The 22,488-nt window shown below is 61.6% G+C and carries 21 protein-coding genes and 3 pseudogenes; 14 read left to right on the top strand and 10 right to left on the bottom strand.

What is annotated here, in order from left to right:
- The first annotated feature begins 134 nt into the window (after positions 1-134).
- Entirely contained in the window at positions 135-1,127 is a 993-nt protein-coding gene (locus JUI81_RS09245; protein ID WP_019579961.1) for a diaminopimelate epimerase, read from the top strand.
- Positions 1,128-1,184: 57 nt separating this feature from the next.
- Here JUI81_RS09245 and codA read toward each other — a convergent pair whose 3' ends face one another.
- From codA to JUI81_RS09220, 5 genes are all read right to left on the bottom strand, one after another.
- Positions 1,185-2,429, bottom strand: coding sequence for a cytosine deaminase (gene codA / locus JUI81_RS09240; RefSeq protein ID WP_204124139.1), 1,245 nt, complete (start codon positions 2,427-2,429; stop codon positions 1,185-1,187).
- A gap of 13 nt (positions 2,430-2,442) precedes the next feature.
- Positions 2,443-3,714, bottom strand: coding sequence for a cytosine permease (gene codB / locus JUI81_RS09235; RefSeq protein ID WP_019579963.1), 1,272 nt, complete (start codon positions 3,712-3,714; stop codon positions 2,443-2,445).
- A 310-nt stretch (positions 3,715-4,024) separates the two neighbouring features.
- A complete protein-coding gene (locus JUI81_RS09230) occupies positions 4,025-4,855 on the bottom strand; it encodes an alpha/beta fold hydrolase (protein WP_096479850.1) in 831 nt (276 codons plus the stop codon).
- 163 nt (positions 4,856-5,018) lie between these two features.
- Complete coding sequence (queD, locus tag JUI81_RS09225; protein WP_007933061.1) at positions 5,019-5,375, bottom strand: 6-carboxytetrahydropterin synthase QueD; 357 nt, start codon at positions 5,373-5,375, stop codon at positions 5,019-5,021.
- An 85-nt stretch (positions 5,376-5,460) separates the two neighbouring features.
- On the bottom strand, positions 5,461-6,540 hold the full coding sequence (locus tag JUI81_RS09220; RefSeq protein ID WP_204124138.1) for a patatin-like phospholipase family protein: 1,080 nt from the start codon (positions 6,538-6,540) through the stop codon (positions 5,461-5,463).
- 275 nt (positions 6,541-6,815) lie between these two features.
- Here JUI81_RS09220 and JUI81_RS09215 point away from each other — a divergent pair, with 275 nt between their 5' ends.
- Genes JUI81_RS09215 through JUI81_RS09200 form a run of 4 tightly spaced genes read left to right on the top strand, consistent with a single transcriptional unit; the run spans position 6,816 to position 9,411 of the window.
- The gene (locus JUI81_RS09215) at positions 6,816-7,124 is read left to right on the top strand and encodes a PepSY domain-containing protein (protein ID WP_096479852.1); all 309 of its coding nucleotides are present in this window, start codon (positions 6,816-6,818) and stop codon (positions 7,122-7,124) included.
- A complete protein-coding gene (locus JUI81_RS09210; RefSeq protein ID WP_018925373.1) occupies positions 7,124-7,429 on the top strand; it encodes a PepSY domain-containing protein in 306 nt (101 codons plus the stop codon). Before JUI81_RS09215 ends, JUI81_RS09210 begins: the two co-directional genes overlap by 1 nt.
- Before the next feature lie 3 nt (positions 7,430-7,432).
- Positions 7,433-8,101 carry a response regulator transcription factor gene (locus JUI81_RS09205; protein ID WP_018925374.1) on the top strand — a complete coding sequence of 223 codons (669 nt, stop codon included), beginning with the start codon at positions 7,433-7,435 and terminating at the stop codon, positions 8,099-8,101.
- Positions 8,098-9,411, top strand: a complete 1,314-nt coding sequence (locus tag JUI81_RS09200) for a sensor histidine kinase (RefSeq protein WP_019579967.1) — start codon at positions 8,098-8,100, stop codon at positions 9,409-9,411. Before JUI81_RS09205 ends, JUI81_RS09200 begins: the two co-directional genes overlap by 4 nt.
- 65 nt (positions 9,412-9,476) lie before the next feature.
- Here the strand turns inward: JUI81_RS09200 and JUI81_RS32195 are convergent.
- A pseudogene (locus JUI81_RS32195) lies at positions 9,477-10,067 on the bottom strand (methyl-accepting chemotaxis protein); the annotation flags it as partial.
- A gap of 267 nt (positions 10,068-10,334) precedes the next feature.
- Positions 10,335-11,405, bottom strand: a pseudogene (locus JUI81_RS32190) (HAMP domain-containing protein); the annotation flags it as partial.
- 597 nt (positions 11,406-12,002) lie between these two features.
- Between JUI81_RS32190 and JUI81_RS09190 the strand changes: the two are divergent.
- From JUI81_RS09190 to JUI81_RS09180, 4 genes and pseudogenes are all read left to right on the top strand, one after another.
- Positions 12,003-13,319, top strand: coding sequence for a Na+/H+ antiporter family protein (locus tag JUI81_RS09190; RefSeq protein ID WP_167331173.1), 1,317 nt, complete (start codon positions 12,003-12,005; stop codon positions 13,317-13,319).
- 91 nt (positions 13,320-13,410) lie between these two features.
- Positions 13,411-14,235, top strand: a pseudogene (locus tag JUI81_RS32185) (cache domain-containing protein); the annotation flags it as partial.
- 36 nt (positions 14,236-14,271) lie between these two features.
- Positions 14,272-15,093: a methyl-accepting chemotaxis protein gene (locus JUI81_RS32180; protein WP_370695268.1), complete on the top strand. Its 822-nt coding sequence runs from the start codon at positions 14,272-14,274 to the stop codon at positions 15,091-15,093.
- A gap of 208 nt (positions 15,094-15,301) precedes the next feature.
- On the top strand, positions 15,302-15,460 hold the full coding sequence (locus JUI81_RS09180; protein WP_018925378.1) for a metallothionein: 159 nt from the start codon (positions 15,302-15,304) through the stop codon (positions 15,458-15,460).
- Between the two features lie 71 nt (positions 15,461-15,531).
- Here JUI81_RS09180 and JUI81_RS09175 read toward each other — a convergent pair whose 3' ends face one another.
- Positions 15,532-15,759, bottom strand: a complete 228-nt coding sequence (locus tag JUI81_RS09175) for a DUF6555 family protein (RefSeq protein ID WP_018925379.1) — start codon at positions 15,757-15,759, stop codon at positions 15,532-15,534.
- Between the two features lie 145 nt (positions 15,760-15,904).
- On the opposite strand from JUI81_RS09175, the gene JUI81_RS09170 reads away from it, so the two are divergent.
- From JUI81_RS09170 to JUI81_RS09160, 3 genes are all read left to right on the top strand, one after another.
- Positions 15,905-16,693 carry a helix-turn-helix domain-containing protein gene (locus tag JUI81_RS09170; RefSeq protein ID WP_204124137.1) on the top strand — a complete coding sequence of 263 codons (789 nt, stop codon included), beginning with the start codon at positions 15,905-15,907 and terminating at the stop codon, positions 16,691-16,693.
- 97 nt (positions 16,694-16,790) lie between these two features.
- Positions 16,791-16,964, top strand: a complete 174-nt coding sequence (locus tag JUI81_RS09165) for a DUF1427 family protein (protein WP_007933035.1) — start codon at positions 16,791-16,793, stop codon at positions 16,962-16,964.
- Between the two features lie 29 nt (positions 16,965-16,993).
- Positions 16,994-17,950 (top strand): zinc-binding alcohol dehydrogenase family protein, encoded by a 957-nt coding sequence (locus JUI81_RS09160; RefSeq protein ID WP_028941198.1) that lies wholly within the window; start codon positions 16,994-16,996, stop codon positions 17,948-17,950.
- 69 nt (positions 17,951-18,019) lie between these two features.
- Here the strand turns inward: JUI81_RS09160 and JUI81_RS09155 are convergent, their stop codons facing one another.
- Entirely contained in the window at positions 18,020-19,054 is a 1,035-nt protein-coding gene (locus JUI81_RS09155) for a purine nucleoside permease (RefSeq protein WP_204124136.1), read from the bottom strand.
- A 24-nt stretch (positions 19,055-19,078) separates the two neighbouring features.
- Positions 19,079-20,035: a nucleoside-specific channel-forming protein Tsx gene (locus JUI81_RS09150; RefSeq protein WP_204124135.1), complete on the bottom strand. Its 957-nt coding sequence runs from the start codon at positions 20,033-20,035 to the stop codon at positions 19,079-19,081.
- 308 nt (positions 20,036-20,343) lie between these two features.
- Between JUI81_RS09150 and selD the strand changes: the two genes are divergently transcribed.
- On the top strand, positions 20,344-21,378 hold the full coding sequence (gene selD / locus JUI81_RS09145; RefSeq protein ID WP_204124134.1) for a selenide, water dikinase SelD: 1,035 nt from the start codon (positions 20,344-20,346) through the stop codon (positions 21,376-21,378).
- Complete coding sequence (gene mnmH / locus JUI81_RS09140) at positions 21,378-22,481, top strand: tRNA 2-selenouridine(34) synthase MnmH (protein ID WP_204124133.1); 1,104 nt, start codon at positions 21,378-21,380, stop codon at positions 22,479-22,481. Before selD ends, mnmH begins: the two co-directional genes overlap by 1 nt.
- The last annotated feature ends 7 nt before the right edge of the window (positions 22,482-22,488 follow it).

Here is a 22,488-nt window from a genome sequence, read left to right as displayed (position 1 = left end):
GGACAGTGAACAACCGCAAAGGGTTCGATCACCACGTTCGGGTGGGGACAGCAGTCAGGCAGGGTGACATCCTTGCACAGCCAGCCGTTGTTTCGCGATATTGTCGACAGATCAATTGTTCATTGGGGGGCACCATGACGCGGATGTACGATGCTCGAGGCAATATCTACGCGGTGGTGGCGCCTGACGCCCTGCGCGGTAGCGGTATCGACCTGCCTGAACAGGCCAGCCAGGCGGCGCAAACCCGCGAGGCCTGGGCGTTGTCTGCCATCGAGGCATTCTGCGGCTGGGCTCCCGGGACACAACCGCCCGGCAGCAAGGCGCATCGTTGCGATGGCTTGCTGGTGGGGCCGTTTCAATCTTCGCCGCCGTTTGACCTGCTGATCGTCAACACCGACGGCAGCCTGGCCGAGCGCAGTGGCAATGGCCTGACGATTTTTTCCCAGGCCCTGAGCGAACAAGGGCTGATGCCGAAGGAAGAGGCCTGCCTGCTCAGGGTTCATCACGACAAGAATGATGCGGTTTCGCCGGTGGCGACTTCGGTGAAACCCGCCGAAATCGATGGTGTGCAAGGGTTCTGGCTGGACTTGGGGCAGCCTTCGTTCGGGCCCGATGCGGTGGGTGCGCAAGGGGTCGAAGCCGTGGTGTTGAACGGGCGTGATGTCAGCCATGTGCGGCCATTGTCGACGCTCGACCCTGGCTGGAACCGCAGCCAGTTCGTGCGCATCGGTAATCCCCATTGTGTGACGTTAGTGACAGGCGCCGATGCGTTGCCGAGCAACGCGCAAATGCGTGAGCCGGAGTTGTCTGGAGGGTTGACCCGCATCGCTTACGCCACGCCGACCGGGGCAGGGCAGCCGTGTGCGGCAGGCGTGAACCTGCAATGGGCGATGCTTGAGTCCGAAGGGCGAATCGTTGCGCGGGTGTTCGAGCGTGGCGAAGGGCCGACCGAGTCGTCGGGCACCAGCGCCAGTGCGGTGGCGTGCGCGGCGTGGCGAGTGGGGTGGGTGGCGGCCGGGGCAGTGAAAGTGGTCATGCCCGGCGGCACGGCGCCGATTCTGCTGGAAGAACGGGAGGGCGAATTGAGTCGGGTCAGGTTGTTTGGGACGGCGCGGTTGATGGGGTGATTTTGAGACCGTCATCGCGAGCCTGCTCGCGATGACGCCCGAACGGTCAGCGAAGATTCAGAGCCGATCCGCCCACTCAACCACCGGCATCTGCCGCTTCATCAACACCTTGCCCCCGCGAATCGAATACAGCGGCAGACCCTGGCTGCGGATCACTTCGTAATCGCTGTCCGCCGACAGAATCAGCAGATTCGCCGGCCGGCCCCGTTCCAGACCATAGCGATCACCCAGGTTCATCGCCTTGGCACTGTTGTCCGTGACCAGGTCCAGCGCACTCTGCAAATTGCGATAACCGAGCATGTGGCAGATGTGCAAACCGGCCTCGAGCACCCGCAGGATGTTGCCATTGCCCAGCGGATACCACGGGTCGACGATCGAGTCCTGACCGAAACACACGTTCATCCCCGCTTCGAGCAACTCATTCACGCGAGTCACGCCACGGCGTTTCGGGAAGTTGTCGAAGCGGCCTTGCAGGTGAATGCTTTCGGTGGGGCAAGAAACAAAACTGATCCCCGAGTGCCCGAGCAAGCGAAACAGTTTCGCGCAGTAAGCGTTGTCGTAGGAGCCCATCGCCGTGGTGTGGCTGGCGGTGACGCGCGCCCCCATGTCGCGGCTGCGGGCCTCTTCGGCCAGCACTTCAAGGAAGCGTGAGTGCGGGTCGTCGGTTTCGTCGCAATGCACGTCCACCAGACAGCCCGTGCGTTCGGCCAGGTCCATCAGGAACTTCACCGAGCTCACGCCCTGGTCCCGGGTGTATTCGAAATGCGGAATGCCCCCGACCACATCGGCGCCCAGGCGGATCGCTTCTTCCATCAACTCCCGGCCATTGCGGTACGACTCGATGCCTTCCTGGGGGAACGCGACGATTTGCAGGTCGATCAGGTGGCGGCTTTCCTCGCGGACTTCGAGCATCGCCTTGAGCGCGATCAGTTCCGGGTCGGTGACATCGACGTGGGTGCGCACGTGCTGAATGCCGTGGGCGGCGAGGGTCTGGATGGTTTTTTTGGCGCGGGTCTTGGTGTCTTCCTGAGTGATGGTGGCCTTGCGCTCGCCCCAGCACTCGATGCCTTCGAACAGCGTACCGCTCATGTTCCAGCGCGGTTCGCCGGCCGTCAGGGTGGCGTCGAGGTGAATGTGCGGTTCGACGAAGGGCGGCACCACCAGATTACCGCCGGCATCCAGATCGTCAGGTCCCAGTGACGGGGCTTCGGTTTGCCGGGCGATGCTGTGAATCAGGCCGTTTTCCAGGTGCAACTCATGCAGGCCTTCTTGGTTGCGCAGGCGGGCGTTGATGATGTGCATCAGGCGAGTCCTTTTAGAGATCTTGTAGTGGCGCTTCGGCGGTACGGGCACCCAGTACGCCGGTCAATAACACATACGTTAGCGCGGCAGTGGCAATCCCTACCAGCGGCGCGATCCACGGGGAGCTGAATGCCGCGACGGTGCCGACCGCATAAGCGCTCAGGCCAGGCCAGTTGAACGCCGGCAACCGGGCATCGGCCAGGCGTGGATATTGCCCACGGTAACGGAAGAAAAAGTCCGCCATGATCACCCCGCCAATCGGCGGAATCACCGTGCCCAGCAGAATCAGGTAAGGCACCAGCATGTCGTACATACCCAGCAGCGCCAGCAGCGTGCCGATCACCGCGCCGGCCAGGGTCACGGTTTTGCGCCGGCCGGTGCGCAACAGATTGCAGCCGGCGACGGCGAAGTTGTAGATCGTGTTGTCCTGAGTGCTCCAGATGTTGAGCAGCAACATCGCCATCGCGGCCATGGCGAAACCTTGCAGCAACAGCACTTCGACCACGTCCGGTTGCTGATAGACGATCGCGCCGTAGGCACCGATCAACACCATCAGGCCGTTGCCGATGAAAAAGCCGATAAGGCTCGCCAGCACCGCGACTCGCGCCGAACGGGAGAAACGTGTCCAGTTGGTCGCCTGGGTCGCGCCACTGACGAAGGTGCCGAACACCAGGGTAATCGCGGTCGACCAGTCCAGTGTTGCTGTCGGCACCACCGCGAGCAAACCCTCGAGCCCGCCGACCTTCACCGTCGCGACCCACATCGACAGCATCAGCAGCAACATCATGGCTGGCACGGCGATGTACGACAGAATCTCCAGCCCGCGATAGCCGATGTACGCCGTGGCGCAAAAGCCCAGGCCGAACAGGACCATCAGCCCCAGAACGGTGCTTTCATTCAGTTCGAAATATTTGCCGAGTACCACGGCGGCAGTCGCGGTGCCCCAGGCGTACCAGCCGATCTGGGTGAAGCCGAGGATCAGGTCGCTGAGCTTGCTGCCCACTTCGCCGAAGCAGAAACGGCCCATCAACACCGAATTGAGGCCGCTTTTGAAGGCGATGTAGCCAAGCCCGGCTGCGTAGATTCCCAACAGCAGGTTGCCGACGATGATCACCGTCAGCATCTCGCCGAAACTGAACGCCACCCCCAGCTTGCCGCCGGCAAACATAGTCGCTGTGAAGAAAGTAAAACCCAGCAGCACCATGGCCGTGGAGGCGAGCCCCTTGCGGGCATGCATCGGGACTTCGCTTAAAGGGTAATCGTTGCCCGGATCGTTCTGCGTCATGTGGCATTCCTTGCTGGATGGAGGACGCGAGGGTGTTGCAGTGCTCGTGCCAATGGCGCGAGGGTGTTGTTCTTTATAGCCGAGTCGGCGGATTTGGCCTGAAGAGGGGCACGAAAGCAGTGCGGCAGTGGTTCAAATTGGAACGCAGCTATCAGGTAGTCACAAAGTCCTGTGGCGAGGGGGCTTGCCCCCGTTTGAGTGCGTAGCGCTCACAAGATCTTTGGTATATCAGAGATTTTGGGGCCGCTTCGCGACCCAACGGGGCGATGCGGCGTTCCGACAAGCCCCCTCGCCACAGGGTCTCCGTCGATCAGGCGTTCTGTGCCAACGGCAGAAACCGCAATATCGCCGCCATGATCGCCTCCGGTGCATCCTCCTGCACCAGATGCCCGGCATTCGCAACAGGATGAAACTGCGACCCGGCAATCATCTGATGCAACGCCCGCCCGCGCTCAATCGGAATCCACTGATCGTCTTCCCCCCAGAGAATCTGCACCGGGCAGCGAATCGTCGGGTACAGCGCTTCGACCTCGCGGGTATAACGCTCATCCATCTGCGCGATCTGCCGATAGAACGCCGCTTGCCCCGAATCACCCAGCCAGGGCTGCACGTAAGGCGCCAGCTCCTGATCGGAAATCTCGCGCTTGATCGCACCACGAATATAGGTCGGCACAATCGCCCGTTGAATGTAATCAGGCAGCCCGCTGAACGCCGCTTCATGCTGACGCACATGTTGCACGAACGGCGAACCCCAGGGCGACAGCGCCACCGGGTCAATCAGCGTCAGGCTGCGGTAATCCTTGCCATTGAGCAGATGCGCGCGCAACACAGTGGCGCCGCCGAAATCGTGAGCCACCACGTCTGGCCGTTCCAGGCCCCAGTGTTCCAGCAATTGCGCCAACAGTTGGTTTTGCACGCCCAGGGACACATCGCCGTCCGGCTGTGCGGACTGCCCGTAACCCAGCAAATCGAAGTAATGCACCCGGTGCGTGGTGATGAAGTGCGGCGCGATCCGGTGCCACACATGAGAAGAGAAGGGCGTGCCGTGCACGAACACCAACGGCGGACCGTCACCACGTACGGCGTAGCGAACGGAGTGCCCGTTGAAACGATAGGTCTGAGCCAGCGGCCAGTCAGTCATGGGTGCGTCCTCTTGGCGTGTGCGAGCCCAAAAGCATAGGCATAAAAAAACAGCCATTGAAGGCTGTTTCTCTATTCACTGACGAAACGCATTTTCCTGGTGGGAGCCCTGTGGCGAGGGGGCAAGCCCCCTCGCCACAGGGATTTGCGTTGCTTTAGGCTGTTTACTCGCCGCGATAGATGCAACCGCTGGTGCAGGTCTCGTGGATGCGGATTGCGCTGAGTTCCGGCAACAATGGCTTCAACTCATTCCAGATCCACTTGGCCAGCACTTCGCTGGTCGGGTTTTCCAGGCCGGGAATGTCGTTGAGGTAGTTGTGGTCGAGGCGCTCGTAGAGCGGCTTGAAGATTTCTTTGATTTCCGAGAAATCGCGGATCCAGCCGGTGTGCGGATCGAGGTCACCGCTCAGGTGAATCGCCACTTTGAACGAATGACCGTGCAGGCGGCCGCACTTGTGGCCGTCCGGTACGTGGGGCAGGCGATGGGCGGATTCGAAGGTAAATTCTTTGAAGATTTCCACAGTGATGTTCAGCTCTTTCAGGTGGCGATCGCCGCGGCGATGTGGGCAGGTGGCGAGTTTACCAGAGCTCCGGGCAAAACACTGACTAAAGGGTCAGCAAGCGCTCGCCGAGGCGACCGTTGGCGGTCAGTTCGAGGAACTCATCGCCCAGACGACGGCTTTCATCCATCGTCGTGCGCCAGTACTTCTGCCGGCTCGGGGCATCGCCCATGAAGCGCTTGAAGTCGTTGCGGTCCGGCAGTTTGCCGTAGGGCAGGCGTGCCAGGTATTCCTTCGACGGTGCCAGCAGCAGAACATCCTGCAAGCGCTCAGGGCAGGCGCGGCGCCATGGCAGCGTCTTGTCGAACCAGCCGGGGATCACCCGGTCGGTGAAATGCGGATACAGCACGATGTCGTTGCCGCTGTAGGGCAGGTCGAGGTGATAGTCCAGCAGACCGCCGTCGCGGAATGTCCCCGCACCTGCACCCGGCAAGTCGCGCACGCCTTGCATGACCATCGGGATCGAACCCGAGGCGAGCAGGGCCTGGCGCAGGTTGCCGGCATTCAGTGAGATGAAGCGCGACGGGAAGTCATTCAGCGCATTGACCGGTGGCGCCTGGCGCGGGTCGTGGATGATCAGCCGCTCGAAGTGCCGCGACAGCCGTGCGCGACCGCGCAGGTTGTCGGCGATCACCGACGACAGGCCCAGCCCCAACCGGCCGCGATGATCGTCCGCCAACAGGCCGTGGCTTTTGACCACCATGATGTTCAGGCGGTAGTGGGCGTTATCCAGAATCGCGGCATCGCGGCCGTCGAGCAGGTCATCGAGCATGCGCCGGGAGCTCTGGCTGATCTGCGCCATGGTCACGCCCTTGGCGAAGTTCTGTTCGGTGTACAGATGGCCGAGGCGGCGGATGCCCTCGGCGGCATCCGGCAGGCAGGCACTGGCGAACCGCCAGGAACCCACCGAGGCGCCGATCAGCGAACGCTCCCGGGGCGCCGCCGGCAACCATTCGCCAAACAGCGCCAGGTCCAGACCCTGAATCCCCAGCGCTTTCGGGCCACCGGCGGCGCCCGGCAACGTGCCCACATCGGCAGCGCTCAAGCCGTTGGCACGGATGCGCGCCAGGGCACGCGGGCCGGCCTTGAGGGTCAGGGAAGGGAACTTGATGTGGATAGCGGTCATACCGGTCTCGATGTCTGGCAAGCAGGGATTATAAGCACCTCTTGGGCTGCGATTGTCCCCGATCAATGCAGGAGCTGCCGAAGGCTGCGATGCTTTGATCTTTGGCTGCGTCATGCACGCAAAAAATCCAAATCAAAAGATCGCAGCCTTCGGCAGCTCCTTGTATCTACGGGTTATGCGTAAGCTATTCCCAATGATGGCAATTCAGTTTCAGTTAAGTTCGAATCGCTAAGGTCGCTCCGTAGGCAACACATAAGAAAATACGGAGCCACCCCATGAAAATCCTGACTGCCCTGTTCACCGCGTCCCTCATCTGCCTGACCGCCAGCCTCGCTCATGCCCGCGACCTGGGCCCCGACGAAACCCTGAGACTGCGCGACGCTGGTACCATTGTGTCTTTCGAGAAGCTCAACGCCACCGCTCTGGCCAAACACCCCGGCTCGACCATCACCGGAACCGAGCTCGAAGAAGAGTACGGCAAGTACAAATACCAGATGGAACTGCGCGACCCGCAAGGCATTGAGTGGGATATGGAATTGGATGCTGTCAGCGGGCAGGTTCTCAAGGATCATCAGGATACGTAATGAAGGTGCTTTCATTTTCAAGCATGGCGCTGGTGCTTCTGGCTTTTTGCTCGGTGGCCGTGGCCCGCGACCTGGATCAGGACGAAGCCCTGCGCCTGCGCCAACAGGGCGTGATCCTGCCGCTGGAGCAGCTCTTGCAGCAAGCGCTGGACCGCTATCCCGGGGCCAAGTTGCTGGAAGCCGAGCTTGAAGAAAAACACGACGTCTATGTTTATGAAGTCGAGCTGCTGACCGCCGAAGGCGTGGTGCGCGAGCTGGACGTCGATGCCACCACCGGCCACGTGCTGAAAGACAAGGAAGATTGATCGATGCGTTTGCTCCTGGTGGAAGACCATGTGCCGCTGGCCGACGAATTGATGGCTGGCCTCAACCGGCAGGGTTACGCCGTGGACTGGCTGGCCGACGGCCGCGATGCGGTGTACCAGGGCAGCAGCGAGCCTTATGACCTGATCATCCTCGACCTCGGCCTGCCGGGTTTGCCGGGGCTTGAGGTGCTGGCGCAGTGGCGGGCCGGTGGCTTGGCCACGCCGGTGCTGATTCTCACCGCGCGTGGTTCCTGGGCCGAGCGGATCGAAGGCCTCAAGGCCGGCGCCGACGATTACCTGAGCAAACCCTTCCACCCGGAAGAACTGCACCTGCGCATTCAGGCATTGTTGCGCCGCTCCCACGGCCAGGCCAATCAGCCGACGCTCAAGGCTGCCGGCCTGCACCTGGATGAAGGTCGTCAGTGCGTGACCCGCGACGGCGCCGACATCCAGCTCACTGCCGCGGAATTTCGCCTGCTGCGCTATTTCATGCTGCACCCCGAACAGATCCTTTCCAAAAGCCACCTCGCCGAACACCTCTACGACGGTGAAACCGAGCGCGACTCCAACGTGCTAGAAGTCCACGTCAACCACCTGCGCCGCAAGCTCGGCCGCAGCGTGATCGAAACCCGTCGCGGTCAGGGTTACCTGTTCGGCGGGCAAGCCCAGTGAGGTCGATCCAGCGTCGCTTGAGCCTGGGCCTGATCAGCGTGATGGTGATCGTCGGCCTGGTGCTGGCGCAAACCAGCCTGTGGCTGTTCGAAATGGGTTTGCAGCGCTACCTCGAAGCCGGGTTGCGCAACGACAGTGAAAACCTGCTGGTGGCGCTGGTGCGCGGCCCACAGGGGTTGCAGCTGGATGAGCGACATCTGTCGCCGGCCTATCAGCGCCCGTTTTCCGGGCACTATTTTCGTATCGACTTTGCCGACAGCCATTGGCGCTCCCGTTCGTTATGGGATCAGGACCTGCCGCGGCTCGAACACCCGGGCCTGAACAGCAACCTGCAACTGGGGCCGGAAGGGCAGCAGTTGCTGGTGCTGCGTTCGGACTACCGGCGGCTGGGCCAGGCGATTTCCATCAGCGTCGCCCAGGACTACACGCCGGTGCGCGAGAGTTTCTGTCGCATGCAACAAGTCGGTCTCGGGTTGGGGCTGGCGGGGCTGTTGCTGATTTTGCTGTTGCAGCGGATCACCGTGCGCCGCGCCTTGCGCCCGCTGGAAAAGGCCCGCGAGCAAATCGCCCAGTTGCAGCAGGGCCAGCGTTCGCAACTCGACGAAGCCGTGCCGGTGGAGCTGGAACCGCTGGTGGCGCAGATCAACCATTTGCTGGCCCACACCGAAGATAGCCTCAAGCGCTCGCGCAATGCCTTGGGCAACTTGGGGCATGCGTTGAAAACTCCGTTGGCGGTGTTGTTGAGCCTGGCTTCCAGCGAGAAGCTCGATGCGCACCCGCAGCTGCGCAAGGTGATTCAAGCGCAACTGGAGCAGGTCCAGCAGCGACTCAATCGCGAACTCAACCGCGCCCGGTTGTCCGGCGATGCGCTGCCGGGGGCGTTGTTTGATTGCGATGCCGAGCTGCCGGGGTTACTGGCCACGCTGAGCATGATTCACGGTGAACACCTCGACCTGAGCTACCGCGCACCGGCCGGTTTGCAACTGCCGTGGGATCGCGAAGATCTACTGGAGTTGCTGGGCAACCTGCTGGATAACGCCTGCAAATGGGCGGATGCGGAGGTTCGGTTAAGCGTGGTTGAAACGGCTGAAAGTTTTCAGTTGAGCGTGGAAGACGATGGGCCGGGGATTCCCGAAGACCAGCGCGATCAGGTGTTCAGCCGCGGTACACGGCTTGATGAACAGACCGATGGGCATGGATTGGGATTGGGCATCGTGCGCGACATCGTCGACACGTGGGGCGGGGTGTTGAGGCTGGAGGAAAGCGAGTGGGGCGGGTTGAAAGTGATGATCGAACTGCCCAAACGCTGACCCCGCACTGAAGGGTGCAGGTTACCTGTGGCTAGGGAGCAAGCTCCCTCGCCACAGGTGTCAGGTCACACGCGAAACTGGTCCATCAAGCTCTGCTGCTGATTCGCCAGGCTGTTAAGCGACTGACTCACCCGCGCCGACTCATTGGCTTGCCCCGACAGCGATTCGGTCACGTCCCGAATGGTCGCCACGTTGTTATTGATTTCCTCGGCCACCGCGCTTTGCTCTTCCGCCGCACTGGCAATCTGCAGGTTCATGTCGCTGATCACCGTCACCGCATCACCAATCTGCCGCAACGCCGTCACCGCCTGACCCACCTGCTCGACACTGCCCTGAGCCTGTCGATGGCTGTTGTTCATTGAGTTCACCACGTCCTGAGTACCGCCCTGCAACAGTTCGATCACCTGGCGGGTTTCCTCCACGGATTCCTGAGTGCGTCGCGCCAGGTTGCGCACTTCATCGGCGACCACGGCGAAACCGCGTCCGGCTTCACCGGCCCGGGCGGCTTCGATGGCGGCATTCAGCGCCAAGAGGTTGGTCTGCTCGGCAATGGCGCGAATCACCTCCAGCACCGAACCGATTTTCTCGCTGTTCGCCGCCAGGCCTTCGACCTGCACCATGGCTGCGCTCATGTCGGCGGCGAGGTGGTCGATGCTGGTGGTGGTGCGGTCGATCACGGTCAAGCCCTGACGGGTGGCCTGATCGGCATCGCGTGCTGCTTGTGCCGCCTGCGCGGCGCTACGGGCGACGTCCTGGGCGGTGGCGCTCATTTCATGGGAGGCGGTGGCCACTTGGTCGACCTGGCGGTATTGCTGTTCCATGCCGGCGCTGGTCTGGGTGGCGATGGCGGACGATTGGTCCGCCGTGCTACGGGCGTCCTGCACCGAGCGTTTCACTTGGGCGATGATCGGCTGCAACTTGTCGAGGAAACGGTTGAACCAACCGGCCAACTGGCCCAGTTCGTCCTTTTTGTCGTAAGCCAGACGCCGGGTCAGGTCGCCTTCGCCGCTGGCAATGTCTTCCAGCATGCGGGCCACGCCGAGGATCGGTTTGGTCACACTGCGGGCCATCAGCCACACCAGTAACAAACCGACGAGCGCCGCCAGTACACCCAGGCACAGTTCAACCAGGGTGCCGGCGGCGTTGCTGTCGTCGAGTTGTTTTTTCAACGCTTCGGCGGGGCCGACCAGCACCTTCTCCGGCACGTCAAGCAACACGCCCCAGGATTTGCCACCGGGAATCGGCTGGAACGGCGAGAGCACTTTCAGTTGCTGGTTGCTGTGCAGGCTCTCGGTCTTGCTGCTGGCAGTGAGCCGGCGCAGCAGTTCGGCGCCGTTAGTGGTGTCCACGGCGTCGAGGCGCTGGCTGAGCTTGCTGGCGTCCGGGCTGTAGCCGGCCAGCAAACCGACCGGGCTGACGATGCTGACGCTGGTCTGGCCGTCATAGAGTTTCTTGCTGGCGCTCTGGCTGATCGCTTGCAGGCTGTTGAGATTGATGTCCACCGACAGCGAGGCGATGACTTTGCCGTTGACCATCAGCGGGAACACGATGCTGGTCATCAGCACGTTCTGGCCGTCGATCACATAGAAGTAGGGTTCGATCACGCAAGGCTTGAGCGTAGTGCGCGGGCAGGTGAACCAGGCGTTGGCCGGTTCGCCGCTGGGGCCGGTGCTGGTGTCGGCCATGTCGCTTTCCGGCAGGGCCATGGAGGTCACTTTGCCGGGCGTCGGTTGCGACCAGTACAGGGCGAAACGGCCCTTGTCGTTACTGCCCAACTCCGCCTGGCCGGCGAACAGATTGTCCTTGCCGTCCAGCGCATTGGCCTCGAACACCAGCGACAGGCCAAGCAGGTCCGGGTTGGCCTGCAGGGCCGACTTGACCTGCCGGGTCAGGTCTTCACGCAGGTCGAAGGCATCGAGAAAGCGCTTCTCGGCCTGATCGCGCAAAAACAGCACCTGCCGCGAAAAGCCATGGCCATATTGATAGGCGTCCATGAACTGCTGACGAATTCCCAGCGCCTGCACTTCACCCTGGGATTCGATGCGCGCCTGGGCGGCCTCGGTGAGCATTTCCATGCTCGAGGCCTTCACCAGCGCCGAGCTGTGCTCCATGCGATACAGCGAAAGCCCTACCAGCAGGGTCACGATGCCCGCCAGGCAGAGCCCGGCCAACAGGGTGATTTTCCATTGAATGGAAAGGTGTCTGAGCGACATGGGAACGTCCTTTTATTCGATAAATATCTGAGACTTTGCACTGTAGCGGCCGTGATTCGGCTTTCTTTATGTCGCAGGCTGAATAACCAATCCCGACCACTGCAACCTCAGTGGCGAGAGGGCCTGTGGCGAGGGGGCTTGCCCCCGTTCGGCTGCGAAGCAGTCGCGAATCCAGGCAACCAAGTGTGTCTGTAGGAATATAGGGGGCCGCTTCGCGACCCAACGGGGGCAAGCCCCCTCGCCACAGAGCCCCCTTTGACAAGGCGGCAGCGGTCCGGCACAGTGCGCGCCCTCTAATAAAACCCTCTCTTCAATCCGCTGGCGGCGCTTATGCGCACTGCCGGCTGGACTCTTTCCGCTTGCCTTGAGGTAACGATGATTAATGCAGTAATTGCCGCGGTCGGCATCATGCTGATACTCAGCCTGTCCCGCGTGCATGTGGTGATCGCGCTGATTGTGGGCGCGCTGGTCGGTGGCTTGACCGGTGGTCTGGGGATCGATGCGACCCTCAAAGCCTTCAACAGCGGCCTCGGCGGCGGGGCGACGGTGGCGTTGTCCTACGCCTTGCTCGGCGCGTTCGCCGTGGCCATTGCCAAGTCCGGCTTGGCCCATGCCCTGGCGGACAAAGCCCTGGCCATGGTCGATCGTCAGCACGCCAACGGTGGCGGCAATGTCAAATGGCTGCTGATCGGCCTGCTATGGGTGGTGGCCATCGCCTCGCAGAACATTTTGCCGATTCATATCGCCTTTATCCCGTTGCTGGTGCCGCCTCTTTTATATGTGCTGACCAAACTGCAACTGGACCGGCGGTTGATCGCCTGCGTGATGACCTTCGGGCTGATCACGCCGTACATGTTCCTGCCGGTGGGCTTCGGCAACATCTTCCTCAATGAAATCCTGTTGGCCAACGTCGCCCGTAGCGGCGTGGACATCAGCGGTATCAATGTCACCCATGCGATGGGCATTCCGGCGCTGGGCATGGTGTTTGGCCTCGCGGCAGCCTTCATCAGCTACCGCAAGAAGCGCGTTTACGACCTGGAGAAGATCGAGCAAGTCGAACAGGTCGCGGTGCAGTACAACCCCTTGAGCCTGATGGTCGCCGGTCTGGCGATTGTCGTGGCGTTCATTATTCAGCTGTTGCTGGACTCGATGATTATCGGGGCGCTGGTGGGCTTCCTGATTTTTTCGGCGTCGGGCATCGTCAAGTGGCGTGAAACCGACGACCTGTTCACCGAAGGCATGAAGATGATGGCGATGATCGGCTTCATCATGATCGCCGCGTCCGGGTTTGCCGAAGTGATGAAAGCCACCGGTCATGTGCAGACACTGGTGGAGTCCTCGGCCTCGTGGATCGACCACAGCAAAGGCATCGGGGCGCTGTTGATGCTGCTGGTGGGCCTGTTGGTGACCATGGGCATCGGCTCGTCGTTTTCCACCGTACCGATTCTGGCGGCGATTTTCGTGCCGTTGTGCGTGCAACTGGGCTTCAGCCCGATCGCCATCGTGTGCATCGTCGGCACTGCCGGCGCGCTGGGCGATGCCGGTTCACCGGCGTCGGACTCGACCCTGGGCCCGACCTCCGGTCTGAACATCGACGGCCAGCATCATCACATCTGGGACACCGTGGTCCCGACCTTCCTGCACTACAACCTGCCGTTGCTGGCGTTCGGTTGGGTGGCGGCGATGGTTCTGTAACCACTTTACCTTGTAGGACCGCGTTCAACTTTTGATCTGGCGTGCCGTTATAGCCTTTAACCACGCCAATAAAATCAAAAGAGTGAACGTCATGCGCATGAGCCTGAAGGCCAAAGTCCTGTCCCTTGCCGTCCTCCCGGTGTTGCTCTTTGCGCTGGTCATCAGCCTGACCACGCTGTTCATCCTGCAGGAACAGGCCCGCAAGGAAGTCGAGGAAACCCGTCAGCGCCTGCTCAGCGACGCCAAAGCGACCCTGCAAAGCTACGTTACCGTGGCCATGACCACGATCAAGCCGCTCTACGACGCGGCCGCCCCCGGAGATGACGCGGCGCGGGCGCAGGTGATCAAGTTGCTGTCGAGCATCACCTACGGCAAGGACGGCTACTTCTTCGGCTACGACTCCAACACCGTGCGCCTGTTCAAGGCCAACAGCCCCGAAGGCGTGGGCCAGAGCTTCAAGGACAACCGCGACCCGAACGGCGTCTACGTTAACCGCGACCTGGTGAAAGTCGCCAAGGACGGGACCCACTACCTGCAATACAGCTCGCCGCTGCCCGGCAACAGCCAAGTGCTGGTGCCCAAGCTCGGCTACACCGAATACCTGCCGAAGTGGGACATGGCGGTCGGCACCTCGGTCAACCTCGACGGCATCGAAGCGCAAGTGGCGCTGGTTGAGATCAAGGTCCAGGAACGCATGCAAGGCGTGGTGCTGAGCATTGTCGGGATTGCCGTGGTGGTGCTGCTGGTGATCGCTGCGGCCGGGATGCTGCTGGCCAATACCATTCTGCGTCCGCTGAACCTGATGAAAGCCAACCTCGACGACATCGCGGCGGGCGAGGGCGACCTGACCCGGCGCCTGACCATCACCAGCCAGGATGAACTCGGCGAACTGGCCGGCTCGTTCAACCGTTTCGTCGACAAGATCCACGGCCTGGTGCGGCAGATCACCGAAATGACCTCGCAACTGACCGGGCTGGTGAATCAGGTCTCCGATCAGGCCCAACGCTCGGATCAGGCCATGGAGCGCCAGCGTCACGAGACCGATCAGGTGGCCACGGCGATCAACCAAATGTCGGCGGCGGCCCAGGAAGTGGCCAAGAGCGCGCAAAACGCCGCGGTCGCTGCCCAGCAGACCGACGAAGAAGGCCAGGCCGCCAAGCGCGTGGTGGCCGGCAGCATCGTGAAAATTCATGCGTTGGTGAACGACATTCGCAGCAGCGGCGTGTCCCTCGACAGCCTGCAGAAAGACGTGTCGTCGATTGTCAGCGTGCTCGGGGTGATCCGTTCGATTGCTGAGCAGACCAACCTGCTGGCGCTCAACGCCGCCATTGAAGCGGCCCGCGCCGGTGAGGCCGGACGTGGTTTTGCGGTGGTTGCCGACGAAGTGCGGGCGTTGGCCAGTCGCACGCAAATCAGCACCCAGGAAATCCAGGGCATGATCGACCGCTTGCAGGCCGGCACCCAATCGGCGGTCGAGTCCATGCGCCGCTCCAGCGAAGCCGGCGACGGCACATCGGCCCAGGCCAACGAGGCCGGGGCGTCGCTGGACGCCATGGCCCAGTTGATCGGCACCATCAACTCGATGAACGCGCAGATTGCCAGCGCCGCCGAAGAGCAAACCGCCGTGGCCGAAGAGATCAACCGCAGCGTGCACCAGATCGCCGTGGCGGTGGACAGCGTCGCCGACGAGACCCAGCGCGGCGCGCAAACCTCGCGCAGCCTGGCCGATCTCGGTCAGCGCCTGGGGCAATTGGTTGGGCAATTCCGTATTTGAGTGATGTCGCTGAGAGAGTTTTGCGATCCGTAGCAGCTGCCTCGCGGGCTCGGCAGCTGCTACGGAGGAGTCACATCGCGACTACCCTCAATAGTAAGCAAACTCCGTCCAGGCATCTGTTTGAACCGGTTTCTGCAACGGGCGGTCATTTGCTTCAGGTGCCGCGCACCCGCGGCACCCGGACGACCCTAACCATGGAGTCAGACTCATGAACGACGGTACCTGCGACTGCCCGAAATGTTCCTGCAAACTGGGTGATCACCCCATCGTGCGTCACGGCAAGCACTATTGCTGTGAAGCCTGCGCCCACCATCACCAACACGGCGAAGAATGCTCCACCAAAGGCTGCAAGTGCGCTAAGCCCTGACCGCTCACCCAAAAAAGTGGAGCCGCTGCGGCTCCACTTTCAGTTTGAATATTCACCCTCCCTTTCAAAGCTCAACTCGTCGGCCGCCAGGTCACATTCTCGACGCCGAATTTTTCCGCCACTGGTTTGCTGGTCTTTTGCACCCGCTCACGGCCAAAACGCGGGATCCGGCCTATGCCGGCGTCGCAACTTGCCCAGTGCCAGGCTTCTGCGTTGTCCATTTTGTCCTGGCGGATGATGAAAGACTTGGGCTTGCCATGAAGTGTGTATTCAATGACGAAAAGTTTTGCGTTGTTCATAAAACCTGTATTCCTCCCTGTTGTAATAGAAGGATCGCCAGGCGCGTGAAAAATTCAGTCGGATTGTCAGTCGGTTACAGCGACTGGCGACACGTCGCACGCCTCGCTACCATGGAGCCTTTCCGCCCCTCAATGATCCTAGCCTATGGCCAAGGCCGCACCCCCTGATTTAAGCGATACCGATGTGCCGGTGCAACCGCTGGCACGTACTTACCCGCGTGGGTTGTATATCGAGCCTCACGAACATGTGTGGGGCCAGTTGCTGTACGCGATGAGCGGCGTGATGTGGGTCGAGACACCCCATGAAGCACTGGTGGTGCCGCCGCAACGGGCGGTCTGGCTGCCGCCGGGTGTGCCGCACGGGATTCGCGTGGTCTCTGACTTGCAGATGCGCAACATCTACCTGCGGCCGTCATTGGCGGCGACACTGGACGACAGTGTGCAAGTGATTGAAGTCGGCGGCTTGCTGCGCGAACTGATCGTCGGGCTGGTGGAGCAGGGCGACGACGGTGCCCCGGATTACTACGACGCGCTGGTCGGCCTGGCCTTGCTGGAGCTCAAGCGCGCCCGACGTTCATTGCTGAAAATACCGCTGCCGGACGATTCCGACCGGCGACTGATGAACCTGTGTCAGGCGGTCATGGCCTCACCGTCGCTGGACATTCCCTTCGAGCAGCACGCCGAAAATGCTGGTGCCAGCGTGCGTACCCTGGCGCGCTTGTTCAAGGACGGTTTGGGCATGGGCTTCGCCGAATGGCGGCGGCAGGTGCAACTGGCGACTGCGGCGGCCGAATTGATTCAGGGCGTACCGGTCAGCGCGATTGCCCGGGAGCTGGGTTATTCGCCGAGCAGCTTCAGCGACATGTTCCGCCGGGAACTGGGCGTCGCGCCTTCGCAGTTTTGCGTGAGCCAGCAGCGGGGCGGCACTGCGTAAAAAAGCACTTTGGCCGACATTCAGAAGTACTTGGCCGACGTCCGTGGCGACCTCTCTCTAGACTCTGCGCATACCCCCTTATGCCACGGAGTCTGTCATGAACTACCTTATCTCGTTGGGTATCGGTCTGGGCGTCGGCCTGCTCTATGGCGCGCTGGATTTTCGTTCCCCCGCACCACCGGCCATCGCGCTGGTGGGTCTGCTGGGCATGCTCGCCGGTGAGCAGTTGTGGCCCTTGGGCCGGCAACTGGTGGCGGGCTGGATCTCCTGAAACCTCTTATCCATTTGGTGGAAATGCCCATGAAAGCACTGCAATTCGACAAAACCGGCGACCTCTCGGCCCTGCGCTACGTTGAGGTGCCCACCCCCGTTCCCGGCGCTGACGAAGTGCTGGTCCAGATCAAGGCGGCGGGACTCAATCCCAGCGATGTGAAAAACGTACTGGGGCGCTTTCCCTACACCACGTTGCCGCGGATTCCCGGGCGTGATTTCGCCGGTATCGTCGTCGAAGGCCCGCAGGCGCTGATCGGCCAGGAAGTCTGGGGCACCGGCCGGGAGCTGGGCTTCTTTGCCGACGGTTCCCACGCGCAATTCGTCAAACTGCCGGCCAATGGCGTGGCGCTGAAGCCGACGCATCTGAGCTTTGCCCAGGCCGCCAGCCTCGGTGTGCCGTACACCACGGCGTGGGATGCGCTGGAACGCAGTCTTGTCACGACCGGAACGCGGTTGTTGGTGATCGGCGGCGGGGCGGTGGGCAGCGCAGCATTGGCGCTGGCCAAAGTCCGGGGCGCCCAGGTGCTGGCGGCGGCGCGGCGGCCAGAGCAGGTCAAGGATTTGCAGGCTCAGGGTTATCAGACGCTGCAACTGGATAAGCCTGAGGACCTGGGCGCACAGGTCAGCGCCGTGTATGCCGGCGGTGCCGACGTGATCTTCGACACCACCGGTTTCTGGCTACCGGCCTCGGTCCCGGCGCTGGCCGCGTTCGGCCGCATCGCAATCATCGCCGCGCCGGCGGATGGGCATGTGCAATTGCCGGCCCTGGCGCTGTATCGCAAGGGCGGTTCGGTGGTGGGGATCAATTCATTGCTGTACGGGGTTCAGGCGTGTGCGGCGATGCTCGAACAGTTCGGAAGCTTTTTCGATCAGGGCCTGTTGCCGTTGCCGGAAGGGCTAGTTGAATCGCCGTTGGCCGAGGGGCTGGAACGGTATGCCGAGGTGAATCAGGGCAGCGGTGACAAGGTGATTTTGTTGCCTTGAAATGGATGCAATTAGAAATACACCCCGGATCAAATGTGGGAGCGGGCAAGCCCGCTCCCACATATCAGATCAGGCTTCAGGCACACCTTTCTCCCAAACCGACCAATTCTTCAGAATCTCCTGCACCAACGGATTCCCCGTGCGGTACAGATTCTCCAGTGCCGGCACAAACCCGCCCTGATCGGCGTATTTGAGCAGGTTATCCACTTCGCTCTGGCCCGGCGCCGGCCGGTCGAAGTCGGAACCGGCGCGTACCACCGCCAAACGGCGGACATCCACCAGACCTTCGCGACTGGCCCGCAGCAGTGCCTCGTAGGTGGAGTTGTCTTCCTGCTGAGTGGTGCAGTAGACACCTTCGTTGTTGGTCAGCAATTTTGTCCAGACTTCCGCCCGCTCACTCAAGCGCGTCCCGGAAAACCAGGTATTGCCCGCCAGCGTGTCGCACTGGGTCACCACCGGCGGCTGATTGGCCGGGGCCGACGGATACTTCAAGCGCCACGCCGCCGACTCCTTGCTCTCGCTCAGTTCGACTTTGTGGCTCAGGGCGAAGGCTTTGGCCTGCAACTTCGGATTGAGTTCGAAGACTTCGGTTTTGTAATCCAGCGGCGGTTTTTCGTTCGGGCCTTTGGTGTTGATGCCCAGGTAACCGGTCGGCCAGTCTTTCGGCGCGTCCCGGGAGTCCAGTTCCCACTGGGTGCCAAACTCCACCAGGTAGTGCGCCCACGCGGTGGTGCCGATGGTCCCGTGTTTCGGGCTGATGCCGGCAATCCCGGCGATCAGGAAGTAACTTTTGCGCAGGTCGAATTTCGGCGACAGCGCCAGGGCCAGGGTCGAGGCCGCCGCATTGGTCTGGCCCATGCCGGTGACCATCAGGCACACCTGTTCGGTGTTGCAGCGAATGTTCGGGTACTCGGCGGACAGGCCCGGTACTCGTACTTCCTGCTTGAGTTCCAGGCGATCAATCCAGTTCTGCGCCTCGGGAGCGAACATGGTGATCAGCATCACTTTCGGCTGGATCGGCGCTTCTACCGCCCAGGCAGAGGAAGAGAGCAGGGTGCTTACCGCAAAACCGACAGACAGGGAAAGACGCGTCATTGCTTTCATAAAACCTCCTGATTCAAATGAGCCTTAAAACTGATAGCCAACACCGGCGTAGTAACCCCAGCCGTTGGAACGGGCGCGGAAGTCGCCATCGCCGAAATTCAACTCACTGCCGTCCTCCCAGTTGCCGCCGTTGTGGAAGTAACGGCCGACCAGGGTGAAACGCAAGTGGGTGAAGGCGTAGAGCAACACGTTGGTGGCCACGGTGGCATTGGCGGTGCGGGCCGGGTTGTCCTTGTGCAGGTCGGAGCCGAAGTCGAAGTTGGTGAAACCGATGTAGGTCAGCGAAGCGCCGTTGCTGAAACTGCTGATGGGCACGATGTATTTGAGCTGGGCGCGGTAGCCGTCCCACGAATACTCGTTGCTGGCGCCGTAGTTTTCCCACTGGTAGCGACCGTAGAAGTTGGCCGACAGATTGACCCGCGAATGGGTGTCGATGTCGGTGCCGAGGCCGCTGTACAGCGTGTTGGCGCGGTTGGCGCGGTTGCTGCCGTGGTCGTAGATCCAGTCGAACGCCACGTACCATTCCTTGAACGGCCCGACGGCCAGGCTGCGGCCGGCGAGGTAGTCGATGGAAATCCGCGGTTCGTGCTCCATGAACACTGGCGAGCCGTGGTCCCATATGCCTTTGTCATGGCTGTTGCCGATGTCGAAGATCTTCGGAATGTCGATGTAGCCGTACAACTCGAACGGCCCCTTGCGGCCGAAGTACTCGTATTCCAAGTAGATGTCGTCGGCCGGTTGCGGGCCGAAACTGATGTCCTTGCTGCCGATGACGGTCAGGTCCTGATTGAACCAGTCCGACAGGTACGCGCCTTTTTTTGGTGGGTTGGCTTCAGGGCTGAGGGCTTCGCCCTGGGCGGATTCTTCGGTGGCGGCCGGTTGGGCCAACGCGGAGCTGCTGAGTAGTCCTGTAACGCTGGCCAACAGCAAGGAAACAGCAAACGTGCGTGAGCAAGTCACGCGACTGGAGGTGCACTGCATTAAAAGTCCCTTTTCGTGCGGATCGAAGGCCCGGTGGTGCGGGCTGGTTCGGATTAAGTGGCGAACAGGCCGGTATCGGCGACTCGCAAACGTTTGCACAAGCCATACCAATTTTCTTAATACGCTGAAAAACCGGAGGAATTGGCGGTTTTGCTGTCCTTTCGGTCAAGGATTTCGCGGGGCGGGGGAAAAGAAGGGGAGTCGGACGCACCAAAGTGAGTTTCGCTGCACAAAGATCGTTCTTGCGCGGCTCCTGCCAAATGGGGTTGCTGTAGAATCCTGGGCATTGACTTCACAAGGTGCATTCCATGAGCGAGCCGATTCGTCTGACCCAATACAGCCACGGCGCAGGTTGCGGCTGCAAGATTTCGCCCCAGGTACTGGAGGTGATTCTGGCCGGCAGTGGCGCGCAGAACCTGGACCCGAAACTCTGGGTCGGCAACGCCTCGCGCGATGATGCGGCGGTGTATGCCATCGACGAAGAGCGCGGCGTGGTATCGACCACCGACTTCTTTATGCCGATTGTCGACGATCCATTCGATTTCGGCCGCATCGCCGCTACCAACGCCATCAGCGACATTTATGCCATGGGCGGTGATCCGTTGATGGCGATTGCGATCCTCGGCTGGCCGGTCAATGTGCTGGCGCCGGAGATTGCCCGGGAAGTGATTCGCGGCGGGCGGTCGGTCTGCGATGAAGCGGGAATCCCCTTGGCCGGCGGCCATTCCATCGACGCACCTGAGCCGATCTTCGGTCTGGCCGTGACCGGACTGGTGGAAAAGCGCCACATGAAGCGCAACGACACCGCCACCGCCGGATGCCTGCTCTATCTCACCAAGCCCTTGGGCATCGGCATCCTCACCACCGCCGAGAAGAAGGGCAAGTTGCGCAATGCCGACATCGGCCTGGCCCGCGACTGGATGTGCACCCTGAACAAACCCGGCAGCCGTTTCGGCAAGCTCGATGGCGTGACCGCAATGACTGACGTCACCGGTTTCGGCCTGCTCGGGCATCTGGTGGAAATGGCCGACGGCAGCAATGTGACCGCCCGCATCGCCTATGACCGTGTGCCGCGCCTGCCGGGCGTCGAGTATTACCTCGATCAGGGCTGCGTGCCCGGCGGCACGCTGCGCAATTTCGACAGCTACGCCAGCAAGGTCGGCCGGCTCCAGGAGTTGCACAAACGCGTGCTCTGCGACCCGCAGACCAGCGGCGGTTTGCTGATTGCAGTCACGCCCGAAGGCAACGCAGCGTTCCTGGCGGTGGCGGCCGAACTCGATCTGGCCCTTGAGCCCATCGGCGAACTGGTTGAGCGACAGACCCACGCGGTTGAGGTGGTTTGATGTCCAGAGACTTCACCGATTACCGCGACATCTTCCTCAACGACCGGCCGATGATGGATGTGCGCGCGCCGATCGAATTCCTCAAAGGCTCATTCCCCGGCGTGGTCAACCTGCCGCTGATGAATGACCACGAGCGGCAACGGGTCGGCACTTGCTACAAACAACAAGGTCAGCAAGCGGCCATCACGCTGGGGCATCAGTTGGTGGCCGGCGCGATCAAGGCCGAGCGCATCCAGGCCTGGGCCGATTTTGCCCGGGCGCATCCGGATGGTTATTTGTATTGTTTTCGCGGCGGGCTGCGTTCACAGATCACCCAGCAGTGGCTCAAGGACGAAGCGGGCATTGACTATCCGCGGGTCGGTGGTGGCTACAAGGCCATGCGCACCTTCTTGCTCGACACGCTCGACCAGGCCGTTTCCCAATGCGATTTCGTTTTGCTGGGCGGCATGACCGGCACCGGCAAGACCGAGGTGCTCGAACAATTGAGCAACGCGCTGGACCTTGAAGGTCACGCCCATCATCGCGGCTCCAGCTTCGGCAAACGCGCCACCGGCCAACCCTCCAACATCGACTTTGAAAACCGCCTGGCCGTGGACGTGCTGAAAAAACGCGCCAGCGGTATCGAGCAGTTTGTGCTCGAAGACGAGAGCCGCGCGATCGGCAGTTGCGCGCTGCCGTTGCCGCTTTATCAGGGCATGCAGCAGTTTCCGATGGTCTGGCTGGAAGACAGCCTGGAAGGGCGCGTTGAGCGGATCCTGCGCGATTACGTGGTGGATTTATGCGCCGAGTTCACCGAGGTGTACGGCGATGAAGGCTTCACGCTGTTTTCCGAGCGGATGTTGGCGAGCCTGAACAATGTCCAGAAACGCCTGGGCGGCGAACGTCATCGGCGGATGCTGACCTTGATGGAAGACGCGCTGGCGGAACAGGCCAATAGCGGCGCGGTGGACTTGCACCGGGGCTGGATCGAAGGGTTATTGCGCGAGTATTACGACCCGATGTATGTGTTTCAGCGGGAGAAAAAGGGCGCGCGGATCGAGTTTGTCGGGGAACGGAGCGCCGTTCTCGAATATCTGCGGGAGCGGGGTAAACGGCGGGGGTAATGTTGTT

Source organism: Pseudomonas sp. 008 (assembly GCF_016861935.1).
Taxonomy (GTDB): domain Bacteria; phylum Pseudomonadota; class Gammaproteobacteria; order Pseudomonadales; family Pseudomonadaceae; genus Aquipseudomonas.
This window is presented reverse-complemented; position numbering and strand designations above follow the sequence as displayed.